The following is a 25233-nucleotide window of genomic DNA, read 5'->3' on the forward strand; positions in this document are numbered from 1 at the left end:
GAGGCCTTTACCTTTACCTTTTCTGCGTTGCCACTAACGGATCTCACTATTTTCGGACACGCTCTACGATTCCTGCGTCAATGAGTGGTTGGCGCAGAAGGACTTCGCTTGTATTCGAGATGTATTCAATGGCGGCCGTCTCCCCGGCAAGAACTTCAGACATGACGTATTCTGTCTCGCCCTCGTACGAGTTGTAAATCATAAAGAGCATCGACCCACGAGTTGTTTTCACTTCGTTTGCTGTACCGACGATATCGATCGTATCGGCCAGCGACTCGAACTTTTCCTTGTGTTCCTTGCCTGGTTTGGCTGCGGCGGCAATGGCATCCTTATTTCTCGTGTAATTGGCCATGAATTCGCCTTCTTCACCGAAAAAGCAGGTGATGGTAGGCACCATCCCACTAGAGAAGAATCCTTGGTCATCGGGTTTACCGAAGAACGATGCTCCCTGCACACATGTGTCGCTCAACCCCGCCAATTCCTCCGGAACAGGTGCCTCCTTCAGGTCTCCCTCGCGGATCTTCTCGGCTTCCTCGATGGATAGTGAGTGGTCGAAGTAGTCCTCCGGCAAGCCTTCTAGCGGCGCAAGCGGTGCGGCTTCTGCCTGCGTTGCTTTCTCGCCGTCAGCTGTGTCCTTATCAGTTGTATCTGCAGCGTCATCCGAGGTCGGCATTGTTGATTGCGCAGTCGCCTTCGCTTCAGTTGCTGACGCCGGTGTGGGAGCGGATGTGCCATCATCATCGTTGTTGACAAGCCCCCGAACTAGGAAGAACCCAACGCCAAGAAGAAGGAGCATCGCAATAATGACGGCAAGAAGAATCCATATCGCGGCCGATGAGGACTTCTTCTGCGGCTTAGCAAAGGCGGGGTCTGCCAGGGCGCCGGCGCCATACGGCCCTGCCTGATGGTTTCCATATGGGGCGCCCTGCTGCATCCCATATTGCTGAGCCCCATTCGGTCCGGAGTGATTGAACGGCTGTGTGGATTGTTGTGGATTCTGTGGTCCCTGCTGGAAGTGCGAGCCATTGTGAGGTTGCGTCATGGTTGCAAATTAGCAAAGTCTCACCGAGTGCTCCCGGGAAAATGGCAGGCCATGGGTGCTAATCCCCACCTGTCAGCAGTCATTCACACTGAGACTGCTAGGCGTCGATGAAGGGTGGGCCCGGAGTGCTGTCGAGAATTCCGGCATCGACGAGCCTCTGCATACAGTCGTAGTCAAAGCCTGTTATATCTTCAGTGAACAGCATGAGGTACTCAATCACGGCTTCTCCGTTAGCCAGAACCTCAACAATCACCAGATCAGAGTCCTGTATATAGCCAGCAATGGTGGAGCCGCGCGCAGTAGAAAAGTCCACTATCGATTCCTGCAGCCCCATGCTCTCCGCAGCAGCGATGGCTTCCTTGTTCTCGGTGTATTGCGCGGTGAATTCGTTATCATCACCAAACATGCACTCAACGGTCGGCACCCAGTGTGCATCGCGGCCATCGTCGTCAGATTGACCAAAGTAGGATGTGCCTTCATAGCAGTCAGACGTAAGGTCTGAGAGGGCGGAAGGTACCGGTGCATCTCCCGCAGAATCGCGGAGGGTATTGGAGGGTATTGATGTCATCCACATCAATGGTCCGGTCCCAATAGCCGTCATCAGCTGGCGTTAACGATTCCGCCCCATTGTGGTTCTCACTGACGCTACTGGTGGCATCATTGAAGGCTTGGAAGGCGACAAAGAGTGACAATCCGAGTACAAACACCACAGCTCCAATCACTCCGAGAATTGTCCATAGCGTCTTCTTTGAGCCGCCATTTTTCTGCGGTGGCCACTGTGCAGAGGGTGACTGCTGCATTCCTGGAGCAATGCCTAGTGGTTGCTGAAACTGAGCTTGTCCACGTTGCTGACTACCAGGGATCGCTGCACCGTGGTGACCGTATCCGGCATCTTGTGGTTGCATGGGGCGCGGCACGCCAAACTGTGGACCAGGAGCAAAACCACGCGGCGACTGTTGAGAGTAAGAGGAGTTTCCGTGAGGGTTTGTCATGGCCTTAGAGTAACAGAGAACTCGGTCACAAATTTCGCATAATTGCAGGCCACGGGGATCCTTCCCCTTCTACCGACGGTAGGTCACGACGTGGTTTCTGAATCCCTAGGCAGGGCATTAAACTTTGGAAGCGATGACTACTTTTGCCGATCTCGGTCTGCCCCGTGACGTCGTCCGTGTCCTTGACAAACAGGGCATCACGACCCCCTTCCCCATCCAAGCCGCTGCGATTCCTGACGCTCTTGCAGGAAAAGATGTGCTCGGCCGTGGCCCGACGGGCTCGGGAAAAACGTTTACTTTTGGGCTTCCGATGCTCACCCGCTTGGCGGAATCCGGTGTCTCCCGTCCCGCCCATCCGCGTGGACTGGTGCTAGCGCCTACACGTGAACTTGCTATCCAAATTCAGCAGCGCCTAGAAGAACCCGCCGCTGCATTGGGGCTCCGTGTGCTGGCTGTCGTCGGTGGCGTCAATATCAACAATCACATTCGCTCGCTCGCGCGACCAGTAGACCTGCTCGTCGCTACACCAGGCCGCGCTCAAGACCTCATTGACCAGGGCAAACTTTTCTTTGACCACGTCGCCATCACCGCGCTGGACGAGGCCGATCAGATGGCCGATATGGGCTTCCTCCCCCAGGTGCGCAAGCTACTTAGGCTCACGCCGGAAAATGGCCAACGGTTGCTCTTTTCGGCGACTCTCGACGGCGAAGTCAACAAGCTCGTCAACCAGTTCCTGCACGATCCGGTTACTCATTCCACAGCCCCAGTGGAGGCAGCCGTGGATACCATGGAACACCACCTCATCTTTATTGGCACCCGTGAAGCCCGTAATGATGTGGTCCTGCGCTTAGGCGCACGCAAAGGCAAGACCATCATGTTTATGCGCACCAAGCATGGAGTAGACCGACAAGCCAAGAAACTCCGCCGCGTCGGCATCAATGCACTGCCTTTGCATGGAGACAAAGGGCAAGGATCCCGCACCAAGGCAATCGAAGGGTTCGCCGACGGCAGCGTCCCAGTCCTCGTCGCCACGGATATCGCCGCCCGCGGCATCGACATCGCGGATGTGTCTCTCGTCGTCCATGTCGACCCGCCTGCGGAACACAAGGCCTACCTGCACCGCTCCGGGCGGACGGCCCGTGGAGGTGATTCTGGCACCGTCGTTACCTTGGTAACCGATGAGCAACGCGATGAGGTAGCCAAGCTCATTCAGAAAGCTGGTGTTAGCCACACGGACCTTGACATTAGCGACCGCACCAACCCCGCCAGCAGCCCTGAGCTCGCGCAGATGACCGGAGCGCGCAAGCCCACTGGTGAACCGCTCGGGCCACCGCACCAGCAACCATCGAAGAACAAGCAGAAGAGCGAGGCCCACAAGCAGTCTTCGCGACAGCGCTCGGGAAACCAAGGTCACCGCGGACGCGGCCGAAACCAACGCCGTCGGCGCGGCAATACGGGTCAGCGATGATACTTCAGCCCACAGATTGGCAGGCTCAGATGCGTGCCCATGAGGAAGCGGCTAACGAGTATCTCTCTCGCTACCGCCATCCTGGCTCCTACCACCCTGTCTACGACTTCCTTTTCGAGTACTACCCCGTACGCCCCTCCCACTTGCGGCGCTGGCACCCAGGCGTTGGTGTCACACTGGCTGGTGAGGATGTCCCCCACGCTGAGTGGCGGTTCTATCACCGCACTTCTGAAGGAATCACGCTTGATGCCGATGCATTCCTCGAAAGTCGCGGAGGCACGGTGCGCTATGTTCTCAAATTGCTCGAAAAGACTACCCGCAACCCCATCCAATTCGATTGCTTCGGCCTCCACGAGTGGGCGATGGTCTATCACACGGATACCCCGCGTCACGACTTGCCACTGCGGCTGGGCGCGGAGGGAACAAATGAGGTCGTCGACAAGCACCGCATCAAATGCACTCACTATGATGCCTTCCGCTTCTTCACCGCTCCTGCCCGGCCTCTCAACCTCACGGTCCTCACGCGTGATGACCAGCCGGGTCATGACCAAGCCGGATGCGTCCATGCCACGATGGACTTGTACAAGTGGGCATGGAAATTGGGGCCGTTGGTACCCGGCGAGCTCTTCCTTGATACCTTTCGTCTGGCCGTCGCTGCGCGAACCTTAGATATGGAGGCCTCGCCGTATGATTGCCGTGAGTGGGGCTTTGGCGTTGTTCCGATTGAAACTCCAGAAGGCAAGTCCGAGTACGTGCGCCGCCAACGCGCGCTGTCCGACGCCGCCGCACCCCTCCGCGCACGGCTTGTCTCCCAAATTCGCGCCGTGCTGCCCGCTACAATGAAGAACCATTGATGTGACCAGTCGGGGCACACTCTGCTGCCCCCAGGTTTCCACCACGGCCCCAGCGCGGAAGGAAGAAAATGGCCCGACACTCGGATGGAAAGAACAACTACGCATTCGCACCGTGGGTCATCATTGTGGCCATCCTCGCACTGCTAGCGCTGATTGTTGGTGGCTTTTTCCTCTTCCGCGGCGGCGATTCGGATTCCACCGATATGGCGGCTACCGAGACATCCGCAGAATCCACGGCTGCGGCAGGCTCCGGCAGCGAATCCACCGCTCATGCAACGAATTCCGCGTCGGAGTCGTCCGCAGAAGCCACCTCATCTACAAAGGCCGGAGAGTCTGAAGCCGAGGAATCTGAGGGCGAGTCCTCATCGGCAGCTCCCAGCTCTGAAGACAAACCTGCAGATGCAGTTGCAGAGGTTGCCCCGAATACGCTGTTCCTTCTCGATACTTCTGACAACCTGGCGCCATATTTCGAGGCAGTAAGCCAGGGTGTCGCCGATGCCGCAACGGCCGCCGGTGATGAGGGCAGCCAGGTGGGTCTGTGGAACTATTCCTCCCCTATTTCCGCTACGGCAACCGTGGGTTATCGTCCGAACGTGGCCTACGGCGAGGCTGACAACGTGGCTCAAGCCGTGGGATTGTTCGGCACCGGAGGTGTGCCGCAAACGCGCAGCGCAGTCGTGGCCGCGCTGGGAAACGCTTCTGATCAAGTCGCTGAAAGCGGAAAGGATGCTCGCGTTGTTCTCGTCACTACGGGAACCCAACAGGACATGGATGACGCCGCTTTCACCGAAGCCGTCAAGAATGCGCGCGGCGAGGGCGTTAGCCTAAGCGTGGTGCACCTCGGAACGGGCGAGAAGGATGCTGAGCTGGAGAAACTTGCCGATTCTTACAGCACTGTCTCAGATCCTTCAGATGCTACCGCGAACAAGAAGAGCATCACGGCCGCAGCTGGCGCTCAATAGGCAGCCAGTAGTCAGCGCGAATTCAAGCGTGCTGACTAGCCTTCCCTCACAGCAAGCACGAAGCCACCGCACCTTCCTATGGCACTGACGTGAGCAGCAGTGCTGAGAAGGTGCGGCGGCTGTATGGAAAACGAAGCGAACCTTAGGAGGACTTGCGCTTGCGGCGGGCAGCGAGCTCGTCGAGGCCCACGACCACGTCGGTTTCTTCCTCCTCAACGATGCGCTCAGCCGGGAAGGACGTAATGGTTCCGGAGAGCTCCTTGAGGATGCCCGGCACTGCAATGCCGAAGACGCCCTGACCACCGGCGAGGAGGTCAATGACTTCGTCATTGGAGCGGCACTCGTAGACGGTGGTGCCATCAGACACTAGGGTGAGCTCGGCGAGATCGTTGACGCCGCGGTCACGCAAGGACTCTACGGCGAGGCGAATATTCTGCAGGGAGATACCCGTATCCAGAAGGCGCTTCACAATCTTGAGGACGAGGACGTCCTTGAAGGAGTACAGGCGCTGGGAACCGGAACCTCGGGCGGTTCGAATAGAAGGCTTCACCAGATCTGTACGCGCCCAGTAGTCCAGCTGGCGGTAGGTAATGCCCGCCACCTGGCAGGCAATCGGCACACGATAGCCAAGTTCCTCGTCGGGGCCAATGTCAAACAAAGACTCTTGAACGTAGCTGCCGCATTCGTCGTAGTTCAGCGCAGCGCCGGTCTCAAGGTCGAGTGTCTCGGTGTGAAGGTCTTTACTGCTCACGTAATTACTCCAGTGATGTTTGAAGGGAGTTCTAATTGTCTATTAAAGGGCACGCCGTCAACCACGTCAAGGGTGCATCGGAATGAACCTCTAGTAGAACTTTAGACTTTTTCTACCTCATTGTCATCATGAGTCACACGCGTGTCATTAAAAAGTTTACGGACAGTTAAAAAGACGCCGCCCCGAAGGGACGACGCACGGTTTAATGTCAGGTGAGAATCTAGTCTTCGTCGTCGGGCTCGTCGCCGCCAAGCAAGTCATCTTCGGAGATACCAGAATCACGCATCATCTGCTCGAAGTCATCATCTTCTTGGCTTTTCTGTTGAGCTAGCCGTTCCTGAAGTTCCCGCACTCGTTTCTGCGGGAACGTCTCCGGCGATGCGGCATCGCGCTCAAGGCCGTAGTACTCCTTCAGGTCCTCATCGCTGATGTAGATAGCTACCTCATCGAGCACGTCCTTCTCAAAGGTGATGGGAACCCCGTAGTGGTCTGCGAGGACAAGAGCATCGCACATCCGAGCATCGTGCTCTTCTCCCCTGCCATCTACAAGGTCCACCATAAAGGCACCTTTGCGGTACTCGGATACGCAGATCTCATCAATACCGTCGAGCTCATCCGCGAAGGCGATGAGAAGTTCGTACGTGCTGGGGCGAGCGTTGAAGTGGCGCTCCAGCATCTGGAGAACACGGGCTCCATCAATGGGTGAGACCCATACGGGCACGTGGCGGTCTGCTTCCTCCCAGTAGAACAGAGCGCAGAGATTATTTTCGGGACCGACAGGATGGATACCTAAAAATTTCAATACTTCAGAATTCATGGTGTCCACTCTCCCATAATTTCGGTGATGGTGACTGGCGCACCAGTTCGCGACGGAGTAACCGAAGGGGTTTAGGGTAGAAATTCGTCACGCAGCTCGGTCTTGACCAACGTGCTGTGCAGAGACAGGACCAGCGCAGCCATCTGCTGGGAAAGCTCTTCTGCTTGCTGTGGAGCGGTATCGGACTTCGAGTGCGCTACCGGGCTAGCAACTTGCGCGATGAGGTCAGCTTGGCGGCGGGCAGCATTGCGCAGGGACTTGAGCTGGCGAGCATCGAAGCCAAAAGACTCAAGAGCCACGGCCGCGGACACAATCGATACATCGTCGGTATCGAAGAAACCCGCCGCATCCGGCTTAATAAGGCCGACTGCAACGAGGCTGGCAATCTCTTCCTGGGTGGTGCCGGCTTGATCGGCCACGTCGGCGTCAGTAAGCCTATTGACCACAGGGGCACGCAGCTGTTCAGCACTAATGAGCGCCTCGGCCTGTGACGAGACAATCGCAGTAACCTGGCCGGAGTCCATAGCCTCCAGCTGTTCGCGGATTACCTTAAGCGGCGTGTAGTTATCGCGCTGCGCAGTCAGAATGTAGCGCAGACGGTCCAAGTCCTTCTGGTAGTAGCGGCGATAGCCCTTCGGCGTGCGCTCAGGGGTGATAAGTCCCTCAGACTCCAGGAAGCGAATCTTTGACACCGTGACATCAGGGAACTGCTTCTGCAAGTGCTTCAGCGTCACACCGATAGACATCGGCTTCTGCTTGGCGGCCTTGGGCTTCCTAGCGGCAGTGGACGCTACTGCGGCGGTGGAGTTCTGGGAGCTCACGATGGGAACTACTTCTGCTTTCTACACGGTCTGGACATCACAGCGAGGCGGGGAGAACACTCCCCCAGCCCCGCAGGTGTGGACTTACTTGGCGGCGATGAAAACCAGACGGAATTTACCAATCTGAATTTCGTCGCCCACCTCGAGAACCTGTGCGTTGCGCGGCTCGCGGTTGACGTAGGTGCCGTTGAGTGATCCGACGTCCACGACCTCAAACTGACCGTCCTGAGCGCGGAACTCAGCGTGGCGACGGGAAACGGTGACATCGTCCAGGAAAATGTCTGCCTCTGGGTGACGGCCAGCGGTGGTAGTGGGCTGATCCAGCAGGAACCGCGCACCGGCGTTAGGGCCACGCTTGACGACGAGCAGCGCCTGCCCCTCAGCTAGATTCTCAGCACCAGCGACGGAAGCGTCAGAGCCTGCCGACGCACCGCTTTCCATCTCCTTGAGAAGATCGGCACGGAAGACAGAAGTAGTCTCTGCCTGCGGTTCCGGCGTTCCGGTGTTCTCGCTCATTTTTACCTCCGAAGGGTCGGATCGATATTGACTAAATCCATAGTAGCGACTCCGCTGTCCTCGCGAGCCACCACCAGAAAAATTATATTAACGGAAGATATTTCCGATGCCCTTGAGCACTGAGTTTCCGCCTCCTGCCAGTGGATTATCAGAAACCATGTAGGTCCATGTCGCGCTCGGGCGGGACAGGCCGTGGTCTTCCAAGTGGGCGCCATCGGAATCGATCACCACGGTGTTGAACGTCTCAACGGCATCATCCACTGCGCGTTGGGCTAAGTCCTTGAACTCTCGCACCGCGATGCGGTGAAACTCGTCGATAGGGGTTTCACGCGCAATGGCGCGCAGGTGGATGGACTCGCGAACATCGTCCATGAGCTCTAAGTGGTCTGCCCAAGATAGATCCAGGTGGTACAGCATAATCTCGCGGGCCGCACGCTCGCGGGCGTCCTGGGGGACATCGTCAAGCTCGGCGGCCCGTTCGGGGGCACGCTCGGCCAGTTCCTCCCATGCCTGGGCAGTATCAAGGAGCTTGGCACGGCGCTCGTCGATGATGATGCGCTGGTCGGCGAGCAACTGATTGTACTTCCAGGTCTGCGCGTGGATCTCAAGCAGTTGGCCCTCGGTTACGCGCTGGCAGTGCGCCACAAAATCGCTCACCCGCTTCGACTCGATACGGCCGTCAGAATCCGGACGCGCGGAGAGGGACTCATCCTCCCCTCCCTGCTGGACCACATCGTCTTCAAGAGAGACGAAAAACACGGACATTCCAGGATCTCCCTGGCGGCCGGCGCGGCCGCGCAGCTGGTTATCCAAACGCGACGAGCGGTGCCGGGAGGTACCGATCACTGCCAGACCGCCCTTCTCTACCACCGCATCGCGGTCAGCCTCATCAGCGCCACCCAATTTGATGTCGGTACCACGGCCAGCCATTTGGGTAGAGACGGTGACCCTCCCCACGTCGCCGGCCTCAGCCACGATGCGGGCCTCATCCTCATCATTCTTGGCATTGAGCACGCTGACCTCAATGCCGCGTTCCCGCAGTGCTTCTGCGAGATCTTCTGACTCAGCCACATCGTGCGTGCCCACCAACACCGGCTGTCCAGTGGCGTGAAGGGCAGCAATTTCTTCGACGATGGCCTTCGATTTGTCATCGATAGTCGCATAAATGCGGTCAGCTTCGTCGAGGCGCTGCAGCTCCTTATTGCGATCGATAACGGAAACGTGCAGATCATAAAACTGACGCAGCTGGTCAGTGGCCTCAACGGCTGTACCAGTCATGCCACACACCAGCGGGTAACGCCGCATCAATTCCTGCAGGGTAATGGTGTCGAGAATGCGCCCACCTTCAGAAACCTCAAGGCCTTCTTTCGCCTCCACGGCCGCCTGGAGGCCATCGGGCCAGCGTTGGAGGTCGGCAACGCGGCCCCGGGAGGCGTCGATAAGCTGCAGCTTGCCATCCGTTATAATGTAGTGAATATCGCGGATAAGCAGTGCCTTCGCGTGCAGTGCCAGGTTGACCTTGACCAGCACGGAACCGATGTTCTCCTCGGAGTACAGCGAATCGATGCCTAATTCGCGCTCGACGCGCGCCGCGCCGTCATCGGTAAGCGCCACCGTGCGCCCATCCTCCGCGATCACGTAGTCCTGGTCTTCGCGCAGGCGGGACACCACGTTGGTGATATGCCCCGTCGACTCCTCACCAGGGCGATTGCCGGCTAGAACCAGCGGAACCAGGGCCTCATCCACTAGTACAGAGTCCGCTTCATCTACGAGCGCCACGTCAGCGCGGGCCTGAACGGTCTGCTCGCGAGAGGTGATCTGATTATCGCGCAGGACATCAAAGCCCAACTCATTAACCGGGGCATAAATGATGTCAGCGCGGTAGGCTTCGCGCCGTTCATCAGGTCCAAGCTTTTCCGTCACGGAGGCCACGGTAAGCCCAAAGAACTCCACGAGCGGGCGCATCCACTCGGCGTCGCGCGCGGCCAGATAGTTATTCACCGTCACCACGTGCACGCGTTTGCCAGTCAACGCAAAGCCAGTCGCAGCCATGGCGCCGACTAGGGTCTTGCCCTCACCGGTTGCCATTTGGATGACATCGCCCTCTAATAACCGGAGCACCGCCTGGGATTGCACGTTAAAGGGGCGCATGCCAAGCTTGCGTTCACTCGCTACGGCGAGGGCTGCGAGGAACTGCGACTTATCCGCAATCGTGCCGTCTTTGACGCAGGAGCGAGCGGCGGTGGCCACGGAGGCGTCGTCAAGCGCCGCAACATCCTCCACCGCTGAATCTGCAGCCGCCACCACAGCCTTAGACTTCTTGTTGTTGCGTTCGGACTGCGCGCCCATCGCCTTCCAGAACCAATCGAATGCGCCCATGTGCACTCCCTACCTTTCTGAGCGGCCTTACTCGTCTTCCCTCGACTCTAGTCAACCCCGGTTCGCAGCCTCACACTTGCCCTTATATCCTTATTGGCATGCAATCCGTGAACGTGACGCTCCCCTCCAGCACCGGCACAGCGATGGCCGGAACTATCGACTTCCCCGACACCCCACCGAAGGCTTTTGCTATCTTCGCGCACTGCTTTGCCGGCTCCCGCCACACGCCGGGCGCCGCCCGCGTAAGCAAGCAGCTCACCAACTTCGGTATCGCGACCCTGCGCTTTGATTTCCCCGGTCTTGGCCAGTCCGAAGGCAACTTTGGGGAGACAAACTTCAGCCAAAACGTAGCGGATATTCAAGCTGCTGCTGAGTGGCTGAGCCACAACTACTCTGCCCCGCAGCTACTCATGGGACACTCGTTGGGTGGAGCTGCTTCCCTAGCAGCGGCTAATGACATTCGCTCACTCAAGGCAGTGGCCACTATTGGCGCGCCGTTCGACCCCGCACACTCCGTTCTTCATTACGCCGACAAGATTGGTGAAGTCGACGCCAACGGCGAGGTGGAGGTCACCCTTGGCGGCCGAGCTTTGACCATTTCCCGCCACTTCCTCGAGGATCTCGCTGAGACCAATCCGGAGGCCTACCTTCCGCGCTTGCGCAAACCGCTGCTTCTGCTGCACTCCCCGATTGATCAGACCGTCGGCATCGATAACGCCCAGAACATCTTCCTCATCACGCGCTACCCCAAGTCCCTTGTGGCCTTGGATAAGGCAGACCACCTTGTGACCAAGCAGGGCGCCGCTGCGCGCGCGGCAGATCTCATTGGTGCTTGGGCTGAGCAGTACATTGTGCCGGAAAACCTCCCGGAGCCCGTCGACGCTACGGCCGCCGTCGCCATCCCGGCGGTGGGCACGCGCATGGGAGTCATCGTACGCAGCAACGAGCACACCGTTGCTGCCGACCGCACGAAGAAGGCCGGCGGCAAGGGCCAAGGTTTTACCGCTGAAGGTCTGCTCATGTCGGCCCTGGCCACCGCCACCACACAAGAGCTCAAGGCTGCGGGCAAAGAACACAAAGTGGATGCTAAGGCTTTGGAAGCAATCAGCGTTACCATTACCCAGGATTCTGAGTCCGCCTTCACACGCACCATTTCTCTTCCGGATTCCCTAAGCACAGCACACCGCACCGCGCTTCTCGACGCCTCCATGGCCACCCCCATCGATGCCCTCCTCAATGCCACCGTCACGACCACCATCGTGACGAATGAGGCCATCGATTCCTAGGCCTAGACATGATCGTTCTCAACCCCCTCGACTCTAGTGCTCGGTGCCCCTGTGGCACGGGTTTAGCCTTTGGCGAGTGCTGCTCGCGCTACCACGCGGGCACTCCTGCGCCCTCAGCGGAGGCCCTTATGCGCTATCGGTTTAGTGCTTTCGTCACCGGCGACGAAGACTATCTTCTGCGCACCTGGGACCCTGAAACCCGCCCTGAGCGCCTAGAGCTGGCCGATACCGGCATTCGCTTCTACCGTCTCGACATTATTGACACCGTTGCCGGCGGCCCACTCGATGACACCGGCATCGTCGAATTTGAGGCCTTCTACAAAGGCGCTGCAAAAGGTTCACAACGCGAGCGCTCCTCTTTCCACCGGCAAGGCGGGCAGTGGGTCTACTCCTCCGGCGAATTCTAGGACAACTTCACGCGCCGCTCGGGCCGCGCCCGCCACATCGAGGTCACTAAAAAGGCGCGTGAACAGCAATTTGTTGAAGCGAATACCGCTGGTGTAATCTGAAGCAGTTGCACCACACGGTGCGACAGCGGACTATGGCGCAGTTTGGTAGCGCACTACACTGGGGGTGTAGGGGTCGCAGGTTCAAATCCTGTTAGTCCGACAGTGTGAAGTGACGGTTTTGCGAATCTAGCTTAAATCATTTGCGAAACTGCTCCGCATAGACAAACCCACCGCATAGAAGCGGTGGGTTTGGTCGTTTTCGCCTCCTGGACAGTACTAACCAATAACAAACACAGCATGGTTCGTCCCCTCTAAAACGACTTCTAGCCCGGAACCCCTTATCGGTTTTCCGAGCTAGATGGATAAAAGTATTTAGTTGGTCTTAAGCAGCCTCGCGCGCAGGCGGCGCGTTCGGGCTTGCCTTCTCACGCGCCGGATCGCGCGGCGGCTGTGGCTCACGACATTCAGGCGGTGGTGTCTTTTCGTCTCGCTCCACCCGGCCAAGGAAACGCCGGATCATGGATACATTGGCCGCAACCACACCAAGGGCCGTATAGAAGAATGCCGCAGCAAAACCACGTACAGGCCTCCTGGTGTGGTCGCCAATTGCAGCACCACCGCGATTGTTCTTCACATAGTCGTTGCGAGTTTCAATCACATTGCGCCAGGTGCCATACACCTTCTTCCATTCCGGTGTCTTGAAAGCAGGGCCAGTTTGCCGGTAGCGCATACCTTCCTTATTTGGAATGGTTACCGAGGCCTTGTTAGTACAGCACTTGCCTTTTCCCATACGCGCAGTAGTTAGATGTGGCCCGGAGATGGAGGGCAGTCCTTTGGCTCTCGCGTCCTGGCGCTGACTCTTTTCCACCAAGGGACATGCCAGTGTCTTTCCTTTACCTCGTCCCGGACACATAAACATCTGGCTGTCACCGGCTAGATCTTTGCCTTTTCTTCGCATGGCAAACATGCGGCGCTCGTTGATCCGCTGGTTGTAGGTGGCTTCGTCAATGCGTCCCGCATAGAAGTCTTCGGTGGCTTCCACCAGTGGTTTCGGCATGGCCGGACAATACCAGTGGCCTTCGACTAGCCCCATGGTTTCATAGGAGCCGCGCTTTCCCAGCTGGTTCGTCTTGTAGTCTCCCACCAGCGTGTAGCCGAGTTTTCGCAACGGCTCATGGAAGTGCTTGGTCTTGGCCACGGCAAAGTACGCGCGGTCGCCCACCACTGTGCCTTTAGGTGTCTCAGGATCGTCGGTGAGGTGGCGCATTGCTTCCAGCCCACGGATCGCCGGGTTGTGGCTTGGCCGGTCGAAAGCCATGCCCATAATCAGGTGTGGCTGACGATATGGGCCTTGGTCGCGGATTACTCCGGCAACCAGTGTGGCCTCCCAGCCCCAGACGTGCTTGGCGTTCCTCCTGCGCTTGTTTTCGCCGTGGGTTTCCTGCCGCTCGTCACGGGAGTACCAGCCTGCCTCCGGCTCGGAGGACATGAGATCGTCCGGCCGGTTCGTCCATCGGTTGTTCCCTCGGCGCACGCCTGGAATCAGCGTGCCATCCAGAGTGAGGTCTCCCTGCCAGTTGGCTCGGTACTCTTCGGGCATGTCCTGGGTACTGGCCATGACCAGTTCATTGAAGACGTAGGTGGCGCGCTGCCACTTTTCTTCGCGCCGCTCAGAGGATTGTTCGTCCATCAGCCGGTTGAACTCGCTGCGGGTAAGCCGGGCGTGGTGAGTGATGTTGTCGAAGGGATCAACGACGTGCAGGAAGCTGTGCAGTGCTCGCCACAGACGGTGGTACCAGATGGTGTGCTGAGTGTCGTAGTTGTCGCCTACCCGGCGTGCCCTATCGCGGCTGGGCAGGTTAAGCAGTTCCAGGGCCTTGTCTGTCGTGTCGGGCGAGGCCAGCAGTGTGGTCATGGTGGTCAAGTGCATGGGTTGACCAGAGCGGGCCAGAATGAGGTAGAGCGCGAGGATGGTGCGGTCGGTGACGGTTGTTGGCCGTCCTCCTTTGGAGGGGTCGTAGCCGTCTACGCGCCGCCACGTTGCCAGGTGATGACAGATGTCGGTGCGGTCGATAATGCTCAGCGCCCAGGACACGCTGGCTCCGTCCAGGCGAAGCAGCGGGGTGGGCGTGGTGTTGAAGTTCGCCACCTACCCTTCGCCCCCTGTATTCGGTTCGACGAGTCGCAGCGGCGGGTAGTCCGGTTCGTCCCTACTACCACCGATCCACTCGCGGTATTCGGTCTCGGTGAGCGCGCCAGACTCGACAATCATGTGGTGAAACGTGTCGCGGAAGGGCTGGATGTTTCCGGTGGCATAGACCAGCTGGTCAAAGTCCACGCGCTCGGCGGCGTGGTCGGCAATCCAGGTATAGCGCAGCCTGGGCAGTGTCGGGGCAAGGCCGGTACTCGATGGGTTCTGGCTGGTCTTGTGAATGAAATCAGCAATCAGGTGCGGGCCGGTGGCATCGTTGCGGCGGCGCGCCGAGTTGGGTTTCACCAGTGGTTCGTCCCCGCGATCCTCACCCACACCATGCAGCACCTGGCGCATGAGGTCGTCGAACGGGGCAGTCAGCGGAACTATACGCGGCTTTATCCCACGACCACCGCGCGCATGAACCGCCAGCACTGTGCCAAAGTCAGTGAAGTCGCCGTATCGGCAGTGATAGATTTCCTCGGTGGACATGCCAGCACCTAAAGCCAGTGACACGATAATGCAGGCCACGCGCCGCGACTCGCGGCGCGGTCGGGAGTGAACCCAGTCGTCGATTCGGATAAGTTCGCTGGCGTTGTAGGCGAGACGCTGAGACTTAGCTGCCAGGTAAAAGACCTCCGGCAATTCTTCTGCCCACTCCAGTGCACCTTTGAGGCCAATGACATGGCTCGCGCAGCGGTTGAGGATGCGGCGGGTGACATTGAGGCTGGGCTTGGATAAATCTGCTGTTCTAGCTTGTAAGTAGGTGCGGATCTTTCCGCCATCACGCAGCAGGTAGATGCAGCCGTCCACGTCAATGTCGTCGTACCAGCGGTCGCGCATGTAGCAAAAGTACGTGGCGAGTACGCGCTTGCGGTTGCGCTGAACGGTGGGAGTTGTAGGTGGCAGTAATCCGCGTGTCGTCAGTGTGTCGATCACAGCGTAGACCTCATTGTATTTAGACTTAGGTGGTTCGTCTTTTTCTTCTTGTTCAAAGGAAGTGGTCTCGTGGCTTCCGACCTTCCCGCCGAGGCTCCGGTCAGGCGTTACGCCAACTGGCCTAATGCCCATATCGAGGCCCACGATCCGGTCATGCGGAAATTGCAGGACTTTGCCCGCAACGTCCAGAAACTCACCCTGGACGGGAGCTACCCCAGTGCCAAAGACTTGGCCGAGGCCTGCGGTATCCCCACCTCCACCATCACCCGAATCATCCGCGGCGAGATGATCCCGACGGGACGTGTCATTGCCAATATCGAGGTCACCACAGGCCAATCCTTGTGGCCGCGCCATCGCAGCAACCGATACGGCAGTCAGTGACCCGAGGGTTGGAAACTGCATGTTTCCGACACTGGTGAGGCGGGTATTAGTTACATGGGTGTCGTTCATGGCTCACGAGGTGAGCACACTCGCGCCATGAAATAGGCGGCGGTGCCTTCTTATCGCAGCGCGCCCATAAACCCGCAGGTCACAGGGTGGTTCGTCCCTAGCACTTGACCTCAGCCACAAGCTTCAGATTGCGTATCCGCAAACAGATTTTGCATATCCGCAATCGCTAGGGATAGCCCAGGGAGTCTCCGCGAGCTGTGCTACAGCACGTACAGCCCGCCACCTGGGGTGCCGTGGGTAGAGCCACCGGCGAGAAGAAGCCGATAGGCGTGGCGGCGGTTAGCTCCGGCTTCAACCACATAATCCTCGAATTGATGCAAGGACTTTAGTCCTGCCGCAGCACACAGCACATCAGCGGGAACTCCGGCTGCAATGCGGTCGATGATCCAGGTGTTGCGCAGCCTGCGGGTATCCGGCACCATCTCTGGCGACGTGCTCGGTGTTACCCGGCGAAGATAGGCCGAGAGCTGGCTGACATTCTCGTTGTCGCGGCCTGGCCTAAACAGGTAGTCCTCCGGGCTGGTCGCCATAATGACCGGCTGAAGTACCTCGGTATGAGTTTTCAGCAGTGGTACCTCGCGCGGGCCAGCACCGCGGTATCCGTGCGGAAGTAGCAGCACTCCGTCGCCGTCAACGCGTACGTCTTTGCCGCGCAGCGTACAAATTTCTCCCGCGCGTAGCCCCGCGCCCAGGGTGAGCGCTAGCACCGTGGTGAAGTTGCGGCGGCGGGCGGCGGTAGGTTGCGACTCAGCCCAGTCCCACAGCCGGTCGGTGGCGTAGCTGTCGTAGGGCTGGAGTGCTGGTTCGTAGGTGATCGGGTGCTGGTAGTCGGGATTCCAGTCGTCGTTGAGCACTTCTGCCGCCCGGCACAGTAGCGAGCGCTGGGTTCCTGCGGTAGATGGGCTGAGGTTCTTGCCGTCACCGGCAAGGAAGTAGTTTCCGATGATGTCGGGATGGAATACGGTCTCGACGGTGACCACGCCGTAGCTCACCCAGACCCAGGCGGCGAGCTTGGACACGCAGTTGAGCGTGTTGCGCAGTGCGTCGCGGCTGGTGTTGTCCGGGGTGAGGTCAAGTGCGCGCACGCACTCGCGGGTGAAGTCGGCAACGTGGCTCCACGGTTCTGAGCGAACCGCGTGTGGTGTGTAGTTGGCGATGATCGCCTCGTAGTCGGCGGCGGTGTAGTTGCTGGGCATTCGGTCTTTCCTCCCTGACCTTTGAGAGTGGAGTGCAGCGGGTGTAGCTGATGCTACGTCTTGAGAGTCAAGTAGTGCATCCCGCCACACATAGTCTTGTTTGCCGATCTGCAATCCGGCAAGGCGGTGGGTTTATCTCGCCAACGTCACACAAACTCCTTATATGACCTGCATGTTTGCGGTTCCGCAATCGGTGCCGAGACGAACCACCACACCATGTTGGGGCAATCGACAAAGGGACATGCCATATTTAGTACCCCCGAGGCGGCGACATTCGCGGCCTTAACCCTACCCACCACGCCCACCACAGCCCCGTCTTGTGGCCTGAAGGACAGGCCGCCCCAACATGTAGATTCACTGCCCCCGGTTGTGGTTAGCCGCCCAGCCCGCGACCTGCGTGGAGCCTGGTGCGCGACCCGAACCGTCTAGCGTGACCACCGTTGGGACAGTTTGCGGATACGCAATTACGACCGATGCACGACCGACTCCAGTACCTGCGCGGTGTAGCCCGATCTACCGCGCGGACAGTTTGCGGATACGCAATTTAATCGCCTGCACGCTGCGCCCAGCACCTGTCCACACCACACAAGAAAGGGGACGAACCATGTCCACACTTGACCTCACAGCACCGCTGTACTGCCAGTACTTCACCGCCGAAACCACCGTGGATGAACTCGAACTCATCACCGCCACGCTGCGAGAGCGAAAGCAGGTGGAAGGCACCATGGTGTCAATGGCCACCGCCGCGCTCTACAACCACACTCTGACGTTTACCGGCGAGGCCGGTCAGTTCACCGACCAGGACGACCGTGTACTCACCGCCTTCTCGGCGCTCGCTGTGCCTACAGCCCCCGTGCGCGTCACGTTTGTCACCCTGGCAGATACCTACGGGAGCCGCGCGGGACTCACCCGAATCCAGGGCGGTGAGGCTGCGCGCGGCCCCATCCCGCTCACCCGGTCTGTGAACGAGGCCACGGTGGCCGACATGTCCTACTCCACCCCAGGACTCACCCTCAACCTGCCCAATAGTGTCCACGACGACCTGGTTGTTCGCTGTACTACTCACGACCCGGACGGCTGTGTTCCCGAAGCTAAAGACGAGTTCCCCGGCGTGGACTACTGCCCCAGCCTGAACCACCTACTGCGGGACGAACCACGACCAGGCATCGACATCACCCACGACATCCTGCGCGCCCTCCTTCCCTACCGCGGGATCCACATGGAAATCGAGCCGCGCGTACTGGATGGAGATGTAGACATCGAGCGGCTGTAGCTGCTGGCTACGCTGTAAGCCATGAAGGAACCCAGCTGTGGTGTGTGCTGCGGCTGGGTTTCTTCTTGGGGAGGGTGAAGAGGGGACGTGATGGGACACCGGCCACGTCTTAAGTCGGGCAGCGTTCCCGCCAGACCCGGCAGAACTTGCGCACCGCTGACTGTAAGCATATACTTACACCTGACATCGTTCGATTACGATACGGAGGGATGATGGACGCAGCACGGCTCGCTCAGATGCTCAGTGCTCTCGGAAGTGAGCCTCGGTTGCGAATTATCGCCTCCCTAGAGACGGATTCGACCCATGTCAGTGAGCTGGCCCGCCGACTCGGGATGTCTCGGCCACTGCTCTACCAGCACCTCAACCGCTTGGAAGCTGCTGGACTCATCGAGAGTGGCCTGGAACAGCTCGGAGAGAGCCGAGTGAGGAAGCACTACTGGGTCGCTCCGTTTCAGCTTGAAGTAACTCCAGACCACATTAGGCACCTGATTAATCAAGAACAGAAAAGGGAATCTTCGTGACACTTACCGCTACCGTATTTCTTGTCATCCTCGCCGCCGCACTACCACTCGCGATCTTCGTTGCTCTTACCGTCTGGGTGGTACGCACCGTCACCAGCGCACGACGCGAAACGGCGACGGCGATCGATGGTTCCAACCAACTCATCGTGGAGCATCTACGCAACATCACCGAGCGGTTGGATCGGATTGAGGCCCAACTCAGCGAGATCCCCGAGTAATCAGGCTCTTCCTTAAACAAGGGGCGCGGTGGTTTTGGCTCCGCGCTATGGGCTGTCACAGCGTATGCGCTAAGCACGTCGCGTAGACCTCCAGCACCATAAACTTGCTTGTGACTTTGGCGGCGGGGTGTGTCTCCGGTCGTGGCGTTATCCTGTCCCTCTCGCGGATAGGGGCTAGGACTGGGGACGAACCACGTGGTGTGCCCCCACCTCCGACACCGCCCCGGCCCACCAGGCGACGGAACCGGGAACGGAAACCGACGGAAACCACAGCTGTGGTTAGTGCCGTTGCAGGTGGATGGGTAGTTTCGCAAAAGACTCGAAGTCTCGAGACATCGTTCCGATCGGCGTCTCGAGATTTTTCGTTTTCGGGTTAAGAGTCGTTTTTGGAGCCGTCATTCAGGCTTAAGGCCACATTCACGGTAGATAAGGGCCAGAAATTTTTCGCCCTTATCTACCGTGAATGACAGTGACAGGTGTGCGAGTCCCAGAGCTGTGGGCTGGAGCCCGGAAATCGGGTAGCCGCAACACCTCGGATACTTCGCGGGACAGGGAACTGTGTGGCCCGAGAACGTGCCCCATTTGCGGGCTTTAAACGCGATAGCTGGGGCTTGGTTGCGATCTCAGTTGTCGTTCATAGGTTGAGACACGCTTCTAGAACTGCTCCTGAAAGCGCTAGAAGCAGCAGAGCTGGGCCTCGCACGGGCTTATTTTCAGCAGCCGTCACTTCGGTGTGGAAAGCCGCAGAGAATCGATGTGGTGAGACTTTGCTTTGCTGTTAGGCAACCACGGGGGCTCATGCGGCTACCGCGTGAGCTCCTTAATGTAGCAAAACATGCGGTAATCGTTCCCGTCTTCGTAATGTGAGAATCCGCGCTTTTCGTAAAATCGGCGAGCGTCAACGTCCACTTCATCGACATTGATCTGAATCTCAGTGACGTCTGCTTTAGACACTGCGGTTTCTACTAGGTCCATGATGGCAGTGCCTATCCCCCGCGCTCGAAGCCCGGGATGAACGTAAAGCTCTTCAAGCATCACAGTAGGCCCCTCATAGTAGGGGCTGGGGCGAACCGTCACGAAGGCGAAGCCGACAGGTAGCTTCTCACCATCAGCAATGCAGACAATGACGTCATCGCGTCGAAGAAGACGCTGAAAACGCTCTGTAAGAACATCGATTGACGGGCACGGGGTGTCGAATTCCGCGTTGGAATCACTGAGCATCACGGCAACATCATGAGGGCGCTCATGCGTAGCGCTTCTGACGGGAACCGACTCGTTCCCCATCATCATTTACGCCTATGATTCTGGTGTGCCGGTACTTGCCGGGACTGTGATGTTGAAGCCAACTCCAAATCGGTCAACAACCATGCCGAAATAGTCTCCCCACGGCGCCTGAGCGAAAGGCATGGACACCGTTCCATCATTGGCTAGCGCAGCGTAAATCTTTTCGGCTTCTTTAACCGAAGTGGCCTCGACGATGAATCCGATATCTCCAGGGGTGAGTCGGTCACGAGAATTCTGCAGATCGTCCCCGCCACCAAGAGAAAAAGGCCCGCGGAGAGTGCCGTGCGCTACAGCCTCACGAGGCGGGTCGAAGGGGAATTCAACTCCACTATCGAGCTGCTCGCCATAGGTCAAACCCTCGAGCTCACCGCCGAAAACCGAATGGTAGAACTCGAGGATCTCGCGGGCGTTACCAGGGAAAGAAATGTACGGCGTGGTCTCTACTGTCATGCCGCGATGATAACCACGTAACAACCACGCAGTCGACCGACAAGTCCAAGAAAGCAGCAAGGCCACACCCCTGGCTAAGAGCCGAGGGCATGGCCTCATACTGCTTGCGCGCGTGAGCTATCTGGGCTACACCGCAGTAAGCCTCCTCAACTAGCGGTCAGCGCGCCACGGGATGCCTTCCTTGGGCAGGTAGCCCAGGAGGTAGAGGTAATCCATCGCGCCCAAGACAGACACGATGAGACCGCCACCAAGGATTGCAGCGAGGAAGGAGTAACCCACCATCGAGGACGTATCAACGTCCTTGCCATCTTTGCCGTCCTTGCCGTCTACACCGTCACGACCATTCAGACCGTTAAGACCATCGCGGCCATCTTGGCCGTCCACTCCATCACGACCCGGTGCGCCGGGAGCACCAGGAGCACCGTTCAAACCGTTGGAGCCATCTCGGCCGTCCTTGCCGTCTACGCCATCCTTGCCGTCGCGGCCAGGCTCGCCGTCCTTGCCATCAACGCCGTCCTTGCCATCGCGGCCTCGTTCGCCGTCCTTACCGTCAACGCCATCCTTGCCATCGCGGCCTGGTTCGCCGTCCTTACCGTCAACGCCGTCCTTGCCATCGCGGCCTGGCTCGCCGTCCTTACCGTCAACGCCGGCCCCAGGAGTTTCGGAGGGCTTGGTCTCGTCGCTTGGCTTGGTCTCGTCGCTTGGCTTGGTCTCGTCGCTTGGCTTGGTCTCGTCGCTTGGCTTGGTCGGCTCATCGCTGTTGACCTTCTTGCCGTTCAGCATGTCAGCGCACTTCTGGCCGGCAGGTGCGTTGACCGCGGCAAGCGCAGAGGCTGAAGCAGAAATACCTCCAAGAGTCTCTTCAATCTCAGCGCGCTGGGCGTCGGACAGCTTCAATTCCTTTGCAGCGCTAGCTCCGGGGAAGAGACCGGCGATGGTTACCGCGGCATTGAAAATCTTGAGAACTACAGACACGCCCTTACCAAAGGCGCCATCGGCAAACTTGATGAGGTTAGAAACGGTCTTTTTGGCCGCGTCAGGGTTTTTAAGATCAACCTCCGCATCCGCGTTATCAATCCGTCCGATCGCCATGCCCTGTGCACGAACCAAGTCCCACGTTACGGACTTATCCGCTTCGCCCTCGCGGACGAGCTTCTCAATCTTTTCCCACGAGCTGGCACCGATCTTCTTGATGAAATCTGCGGGTACGAGGTCCCCTACCACTGGGATGACCTCCCAGACGGTCTGCAAGAGCTTATTGCCGCCGTCATAGAAAGCCTTCGCAAGGTCGAGCTTGCGCTCCAGCAGTTGACCTTCCTTGCCCGGCGCATCCGAGATCTCACACACCAGCTTGCCGTTCTTTTCCACGGCGGTCACGGTCACGTCAGATGTCGTAGCCTCGGTGGTCTTCAGCTCATCGAGACTGGATGGCTTGGCATCGTCAGCACCGTAGAAACCAAATTCGTTGCCGCGGGACTCCCGCTCGATCTCATCGATAGCTTTGTCGCCGGCATTGTCAGAGTCAATCAGGTTGCCGTTTTCGTCAAAGGTGGTGCCGTTGACATCCACCGTGTCAGACCCCGACTGCTCATGAACGAAGGCGGAATCTTCAGGCGCTTCTACTGCAAGCGCCTGAGGTGCAACGATGACGGACGAGAAGGTAGCTACAGCCACCGCGGTGGCAACAATGCGGGAGGAAATAGGGCGCATGGTAATTCTTTCTTAAGCCTAAATGAAGAACAACTTACCGCTATCGCGTTGTGCGATAAGTTTCGGACGAGGCCACAGTACCGCCGCGCAGAAATGATTTCTACACTTAATTAACTATTGCCCCCTTTTTGGGATCGCCAACCCCATTGAACATAACGCCAGTTCACGGCGTATACATTCAGGATGTAGATACACATATTTCTACGAAACTACCATCGCTACGTGGGCACTTTTCGATAGAGCGTGCTGATTCTTCGGTCAGCACAAGGCCCTGTCATCAAAAAATATTCTCTACCTTTCCTGAGAGGAAGGCAGGGAACCGTGATGCACATAACAGCATCATGCGTAGGCCTAGACCCAACGGCTACTTCGCAACGCCAAGGCTGCGCATGACACCGCCAAGCTCAATATCCATGTAGTGCGTAAGAATCTCGAAGATAAAGTCCGTGGAGTACCCACGCAGTGGCCCCTTGGCGCTCAACATGGCCAAACCATGAGCACCTGCCCAGACAGAAATCACGAGAGTGAAGAGAACCCACGGTGCGCGTGGACCATCAACTTCATCGATAGCTTCCCGCACTAGGGACATGATGAAACCGAAAGCCTGACCAAATTCACTGAAGTCACGCTGGACTTCCGCAGCCTTGTTGGCGTTCGGCAGGAAGTCATCCTCGAAGGACATCGGGACAATGGGGCCGGAAGCAATCTTGATGAGCGCTTCAAAGCCGAGCGGATCAGCCAGAGCATGAGACACATAACCGTAGCCAGTGGCCTTAATTCTGGATACCGCGCCGGAACCTTCCGGCACTGCAGCTACCTGACGGTAAATAAACTCGTAGTTAATCTTGTCCAGGTATCGCTCAAGGTAGCTTGCCAACTCCTGGTCGCTTTCGATGAGGTGCTCCGCTTCCTGCACGGTAAGCCCGGCCCGAGTCGCGGCACCGCCAATATGGAGACCAGTAACTCCGTGGTCGAGAGACTCCTCAATTGCCCCTCGAAGAAGTGCCGTACGCTTCTCTTCATTGGTGCTGCGGGGAAAATCGACCGCCTTTGCCAGCAGAGGCTCAGGCTGCTCACCCACTAAGCCGAAAGGCGCGGTTTGTTCAACGCGCTCCCCCTGGAAAAAAGGAATGAGCCCCACGCTCAAAGTGTCCATAACGCCGCCAAAGGTCTGCTTCATTGCAGCGGGCGACAGATAGCGAAGGATACCTTCGGCGGCCAACTGGGTTACGCCATGTAGGTACGAGAAGATAGCCAATGCGGAAAGCATCGTGCCACGGGCATCAGTAGTGCCTCCAGCTTCCTTGATGGCATCACGAGTTAAATTGAAGAGAACCTCAAGAATAGGGCACGTATCTGCGCTGCCGCCCTGCTCAGAGAAAACCTCAGCGGTCAGACCTTCACGCGGGGATGCCTGCACCGCCGTGAAGGCGGCGAAAGAGGTGGGGTCCTCCACAGCAAAGGAGAAGTAGGACATCGCTGCGGCCCGTAGTTTATCCACTGCGGTGGCATTCTCTGGGAGGCGCTTAAAGTGCAGATCCACCACGGACAGAAGGGCCTGGTTCAAAGTCTCTTTGGTTTCCTCGACCAGTTCGCCGTCACCTGCGAATTGCTCCTGAGCTTCCGCTAGGGGCACATCAACTTGGTCGGCAACATCACGCAGCCGAACTGCGTCCATGCCAGCCTTAGCGATAACCCGACCAGCTTGTTCAATAAGGAGCTGCCGTGAGGGCTGGTTGCCCTTTTCCGCACCTTCTGAAGTAACCACGGATATGAGCCTACCCAGTAGCATCGTCGTTTTAGTTTCATGCGATATAACTTAGCGTTCATTAATGTTCCGCTCAGCTTTAAGTTCAGGATATGGAACTCATTTTCTCACATAGTGGATATATACTATTCATCATAGTGGATAGAAAAAGAGTCCAGGCCCACATGAATGGGTCCGGACTCTCCTGCGCTGTACCGCTTACCAAGCATGCCCACAATAGGGGCACCACTCAGAAAAGCGGCGCAGAAACCTAATTACTTCTGGTCGTTCTGCTCCGGCTGGTTGCCCTCAGCACCCTGGTTGCCAATGCGCTCATCCAGCTGGTCGCGTGCAGAGTCAATCTTGTCAGCCTTATCCTCGCCGAGCTTGCTCTTTGCGAAATCAGCGCCCTTATCCAGTGCAGAGTCAGAAACCTGCTCGCCCTTATCGGAGTTCAGTGCATCCTTAGCCTTGTCGAAGATACCCATGTCGTATCATCCCTTCTGTCTAACTACATTTCTAATTCACTGCGGCCGCAGCGAGTGGCTGAGACTCCCCTTTAATTACTGCAGGACAGTGCCGGCAACGGAAATGTTTCTTGTTTCTCGACACCTCAGTAAGGAGCAGCTATCAACTTCTGCTCGCGACCACGTCCCCCACGGTACCGATGACTTTCAAACTTTGCCACGTAAATTATAAATGCGCTTTCGGCTTGCGCCCGTCCTCCAATGCCGGTAAACCTAGCTGAGATTCTTAAGCTTCTTAACGAAAGTTTGCCCCCCCCTTCGTCACCCCCTTTTCGTTCAACAACTTGCGGTGAGCTATTACATCTCAGCTACAGGCCCCTGTACCCTATTTTCAGCACTGCCCCACGGATGCAACATCTAGGTCCGGCTGCATTCTTCAATGCTCGACAG

General features: G+C 58.0%; 24 protein-coding genes and 1 tRNA gene. 10 read left to right on the forward strand and 15 right to left on the reverse strand.

Translation table 11 applies throughout. The features are described 5' to 3' along the window. Nucleotides 1–46: 46 nt before the first annotated feature. Together QP922_RS03860 and QP922_RS03865 are read right to left on the reverse strand one after the other, a co-directional pair. Nucleotides 47–1042 (reverse strand): hypothetical protein, encoded by a 996-nt coding sequence (locus QP922_RS03860; protein ID WP_284807991.1) that lies wholly within the window; start codon nt 1040–1042, stop codon nt 47–49. A gap of 97 nt (nt 1043–1139) precedes the next feature. Then, nucleotides 1140–1610, reverse strand: a complete 471-nt coding sequence (locus QP922_RS03865; protein WP_284807992.1) for a hypothetical protein — start codon at nt 1608–1610, stop codon at nt 1140–1142. 557 nt (nt 1611–2167) lie between these two features. Between QP922_RS03865 and QP922_RS03870 the strand changes: the two genes are divergently transcribed. From QP922_RS03870 to QP922_RS03880, 3 genes are all read left to right on the forward strand, one after another. Beyond that, complete coding sequence (locus tag QP922_RS03870; RefSeq protein ID WP_284807993.1) at nt 2168–3502, forward strand: DEAD/DEAH box helicase; 1335 nt, start codon at nt 2168–2170, stop codon at nt 3500–3502. Then, nucleotides 3499–4356, forward strand: coding sequence for a 3-methyladenine DNA glycosylase (locus QP922_RS03875; protein WP_284807994.1), 858 nt, complete (start codon nt 3499–3501; stop codon nt 4354–4356). Before QP922_RS03870 ends, QP922_RS03875 begins: the two co-directional genes overlap by 4 nt. A gap of 68 nt (nt 4357–4424) precedes the next feature. Further along, on the forward strand, nt 4425–5318 hold the full coding sequence (locus QP922_RS03880) for a vWA domain-containing protein (RefSeq protein WP_284807995.1): 894 nt from the start codon (nt 4425–4427) through the stop codon (nt 5316–5318). Nucleotides 5319–5460: 142 nt separating this feature from the next. Here QP922_RS03880 and QP922_RS03885 read toward each other — a convergent pair whose 3' ends face one another. The 5 genes from QP922_RS03885 to secA2 form a co-directional block, all read right to left on the reverse strand. After that, a complete protein-coding gene (locus QP922_RS03885) occupies nt 5461–6015 on the reverse strand; it encodes a MerR family transcriptional regulator (RefSeq protein WP_210388165.1) in 555 nt (184 codons plus the stop codon). Between the two features lie 274 nt (nt 6016–6289). Continuing rightward, on the reverse strand, nt 6290–6886 hold the full coding sequence (locus QP922_RS03890) for a bifunctional nuclease family protein (RefSeq protein WP_284807996.1): 597 nt from the start codon (nt 6884–6886) through the stop codon (nt 6290–6292). A 71-nt stretch (nt 6887–6957) separates the two neighbouring features. After that, entirely contained in the window at nt 6958–7632 is a 675-nt protein-coding gene (ftsR, locus tag QP922_RS03895) for a transcriptional regulator FtsR (RefSeq protein WP_246817049.1), read from the reverse strand. Between the two features lie 159 nt (nt 7633–7791). Beyond that, nucleotides 7792–8223: an oxoglutarate dehydrogenase inhibitor Odhl gene (gene odhI / locus QP922_RS03900; protein ID WP_070671339.1), complete on the reverse strand. Its 432-nt coding sequence runs from the start codon at nt 8221–8223 to the stop codon at nt 7792–7794. 87 nt (nt 8224–8310) lie between these two features. Continuing rightward, nucleotides 8311–10602 (reverse strand): accessory Sec system translocase SecA2, encoded by a 2292-nt coding sequence (secA2, locus tag QP922_RS03905; RefSeq protein ID WP_284807997.1) that lies wholly within the window; start codon nt 10600–10602, stop codon nt 8311–8313. A gap of 98 nt (nt 10603–10700) precedes the next feature. On the opposite strand from secA2, the gene QP922_RS03910 reads away from it, so the two are divergent. From QP922_RS03910 to QP922_RS03920, 3 genes are all read left to right on the forward strand, one after another. After that, nucleotides 10701–11888: a bifunctional alpha/beta hydrolase/OsmC family protein gene (locus QP922_RS03910; protein ID WP_284807998.1), complete on the forward strand. Its 1188-nt coding sequence runs from the start codon at nt 10701–10703 to the stop codon at nt 11886–11888. Between the two features lie 8 nt (nt 11889–11896). Further along, nucleotides 11897–12295, forward strand: coding sequence for a YchJ family protein (locus tag QP922_RS03915; protein WP_284807999.1), 399 nt, complete (start codon nt 11897–11899; stop codon nt 12293–12295). A 128-nt stretch (nt 12296–12423) separates the two neighbouring features. Then, nucleotides 12424–12497: transfer RNA gene (locus tag QP922_RS03920), tRNA-Pro, on the forward strand. Between the two features lie 222 nt (nt 12498–12719). Here the strand turns inward: QP922_RS03920 and QP922_RS03925 are convergent. Next, a complete protein-coding gene (locus tag QP922_RS03925; protein WP_284808000.1) occupies nt 12720–14486 on the reverse strand; it encodes a hypothetical protein in 1767 nt (588 codons plus the stop codon). Beyond that, nucleotides 14487–15467: a hypothetical protein gene (locus tag QP922_RS03930; RefSeq protein ID WP_284808001.1), complete on the reverse strand. Its 981-nt coding sequence runs from the start codon at nt 15465–15467 to the stop codon at nt 14487–14489. It abuts the gene before it with no gap. A gap of 69 nt (nt 15468–15536) precedes the next feature. Between QP922_RS03930 and QP922_RS03935 the strand changes: the two genes are divergently transcribed. Next, a complete protein-coding gene (locus QP922_RS03935) occupies nt 15537–15848 on the forward strand; it encodes a helix-turn-helix domain-containing protein (protein ID WP_284808002.1) in 312 nt (103 codons plus the stop codon). 269 nt (nt 15849–16117) lie between these two features. On the opposite strand, the gene QP922_RS03940 is transcribed toward QP922_RS03935, so the two are convergent. Next, the gene (locus QP922_RS03940) at nt 16118–17113 is read right to left on the reverse strand and encodes a tyrosine-type recombinase/integrase (protein WP_284808003.1); all 996 of its coding nucleotides are present in this window, start codon (nt 17111–17113) and stop codon (nt 16118–16120) included. A 604-nt stretch (nt 17114–17717) separates the two neighbouring features. Here QP922_RS03940 and QP922_RS03945 point away from each other — a divergent pair. From QP922_RS03945 to QP922_RS03955, 3 genes are all read left to right on the forward strand, one after another. Beyond that, on the forward strand, nt 17718–18386 hold the full coding sequence (locus QP922_RS03945) for a hypothetical protein (RefSeq protein WP_284808004.1): 669 nt from the start codon (nt 17718–17720) through the stop codon (nt 18384–18386). Between the two features lie 236 nt (nt 18387–18622). Then, nucleotides 18623–18907, forward strand: a complete 285-nt coding sequence (locus QP922_RS03950; protein WP_230310978.1) for an ArsR/SmtB family transcription factor — start codon at nt 18623–18625, stop codon at nt 18905–18907. Continuing rightward, nucleotides 18904–19125 (forward strand): hypothetical protein, encoded by a 222-nt coding sequence (locus tag QP922_RS03955; RefSeq protein WP_005323143.1) that lies wholly within the window; start codon nt 18904–18906, stop codon nt 19123–19125. Before QP922_RS03950 ends, QP922_RS03955 begins: the two co-directional genes overlap by 4 nt. Nucleotides 19126–19929: 804 nt before the next feature. Here the strand turns inward: QP922_RS03955 and QP922_RS03960 are convergent. From QP922_RS03960 to QP922_RS03980, 5 genes are all read right to left on the reverse strand, one after another. Further along, nucleotides 19930–20409, reverse strand: a complete 480-nt coding sequence (locus tag QP922_RS03960; protein WP_284808037.1) for a GNAT family N-acetyltransferase — start codon at nt 20407–20409, stop codon at nt 19930–19932. 12 nt (nt 20410–20421) lie between these two features. Further along, nucleotides 20422–20859: a VOC family protein gene (locus QP922_RS03965; protein WP_284808005.1), complete on the reverse strand. Its 438-nt coding sequence runs from the start codon at nt 20857–20859 to the stop codon at nt 20422–20424. 150 nt (nt 20860–21009) lie between these two features. Then, on the reverse strand, nt 21010–22569 hold the full coding sequence (locus QP922_RS03970) for a collagen-like domain-containing protein (protein WP_284808006.1): 1560 nt from the start codon (nt 22567–22569) through the stop codon (nt 21010–21012). A gap of 364 nt (nt 22570–22933) precedes the next feature. Next, a complete protein-coding gene (locus QP922_RS03975) occupies nt 22934–24337 on the reverse strand; it encodes a WHG domain-containing protein (RefSeq protein WP_070669801.1) in 1404 nt (467 codons plus the stop codon). Between the two features lie 254 nt (nt 24338–24591). Then, nucleotides 24592–24804: an antitoxin gene (locus QP922_RS03980; RefSeq protein ID WP_070669802.1), complete on the reverse strand. Its 213-nt coding sequence runs from the start codon at nt 24802–24804 to the stop codon at nt 24592–24594. Nucleotides 24805–25233 lie beyond the last annotated feature (429 nt).

The organism is Corynebacterium sp. MSK218 (assembly GCF_030232655.1).
Lineage (GTDB): Bacteria > Actinomycetota > Actinomycetes > Mycobacteriales > Mycobacteriaceae > Corynebacterium.

Excerpts from the sequence above, each read along its gene's own strand:
- QP922_RS03860 (WP_284807991.1), bottom strand. The coding sequence starts at position 1,042 with ATGACGCAACCTCACAATGGCTCGCACTTCCAGCAGGGACCACAGAAT.
- QP922_RS03865 (WP_284807992.1), bottom strand. The coding sequence starts at position 1,610 with ATGACATCAATACCCTCCAATACCCTCCGCGATTCTGCGGGAGATGCA.
- QP922_RS03870 (WP_284807993.1), top strand. The coding sequence starts at position 2,168 with ATGACTACTTTTGCCGATCTCGGTCTGCCCCGTGACGTCGTCCGTGTC.
- QP922_RS03875 (WP_284807994.1), top strand. The coding sequence starts at position 3,499 with ATGATACTTCAGCCCACAGATTGGCAGGCTCAGATGCGTGCCCATGAG.
- QP922_RS03880 (WP_284807995.1), top strand. The coding sequence starts at position 4,425 with ATGGCCCGACACTCGGATGGAAAGAACAACTACGCATTCGCACCGTGG.
- QP922_RS03890 (WP_284807996.1), bottom strand. The coding sequence starts at position 6,886 with ATGAATTCTGAAGTATTGAAATTTTTAGGTATCCATCCTGTCGGTCCC.
- ftsR (WP_246817049.1), bottom strand. The coding sequence starts at position 7,632 with ATGTCTATCGGTGTGACGCTGAAGCACTTGCAGAAGCAGTTCCCTGAT.
- odhI (WP_070671339.1), bottom strand. The coding sequence starts at position 8,223 with ATGAGCGAGAACACCGGAACGCCGGAACCGCAGGCAGAGACTACTTCT.
- secA2 (WP_284807997.1), bottom strand. The coding sequence starts at position 10,602 with ATGGGCGCATTCGATTGGTTCTGGAAGGCGATGGGCGCGCAGTCCGAA.
- QP922_RS03910 (WP_284807998.1), top strand. The coding sequence starts at position 10,701 with ATGCAATCCGTGAACGTGACGCTCCCCTCCAGCACCGGCACAGCGATG.
- QP922_RS03915 (WP_284807999.1), top strand. The coding sequence starts at position 11,897 with ATGATCGTTCTCAACCCCCTCGACTCTAGTGCTCGGTGCCCCTGTGGC.
- QP922_RS03940 (WP_284808003.1), bottom strand. The coding sequence starts at position 17,113 with ATGCCCAGCAACTACACCGCCGCCGACTACGAGGCGATCATCGCCAAC.
- QP922_RS03945 (WP_284808004.1), top strand. The coding sequence starts at position 17,718 with ATGTCCACACTTGACCTCACAGCACCGCTGTACTGCCAGTACTTCACC.
- QP922_RS03950 (WP_230310978.1), top strand. The coding sequence starts at position 18,623 with ATGCTCAGTGCTCTCGGAAGTGAGCCTCGGTTGCGAATTATCGCCTCC.
- QP922_RS03960 (WP_284808037.1), bottom strand. The coding sequence starts at position 20,409 with ATGGGGAACGAGTCGGTTCCCGTCAGAAGCGCTACGCATGAGCGCCCT.
- QP922_RS03965 (WP_284808005.1), bottom strand. The coding sequence starts at position 20,859 with ATGACAGTAGAGACCACGCCGTACATTTCTTTCCCTGGTAACGCCCGC.
- QP922_RS03970 (WP_284808006.1), bottom strand. The coding sequence starts at position 22,569 with ATGCGCCCTATTTCCTCCCGCATTGTTGCCACCGCGGTGGCTGTAGCT.
- QP922_RS03980 (WP_070669802.1), bottom strand. The coding sequence starts at position 24,804 with ATGGGTATCTTCGACAAGGCTAAGGATGCACTGAACTCCGATAAGGGC.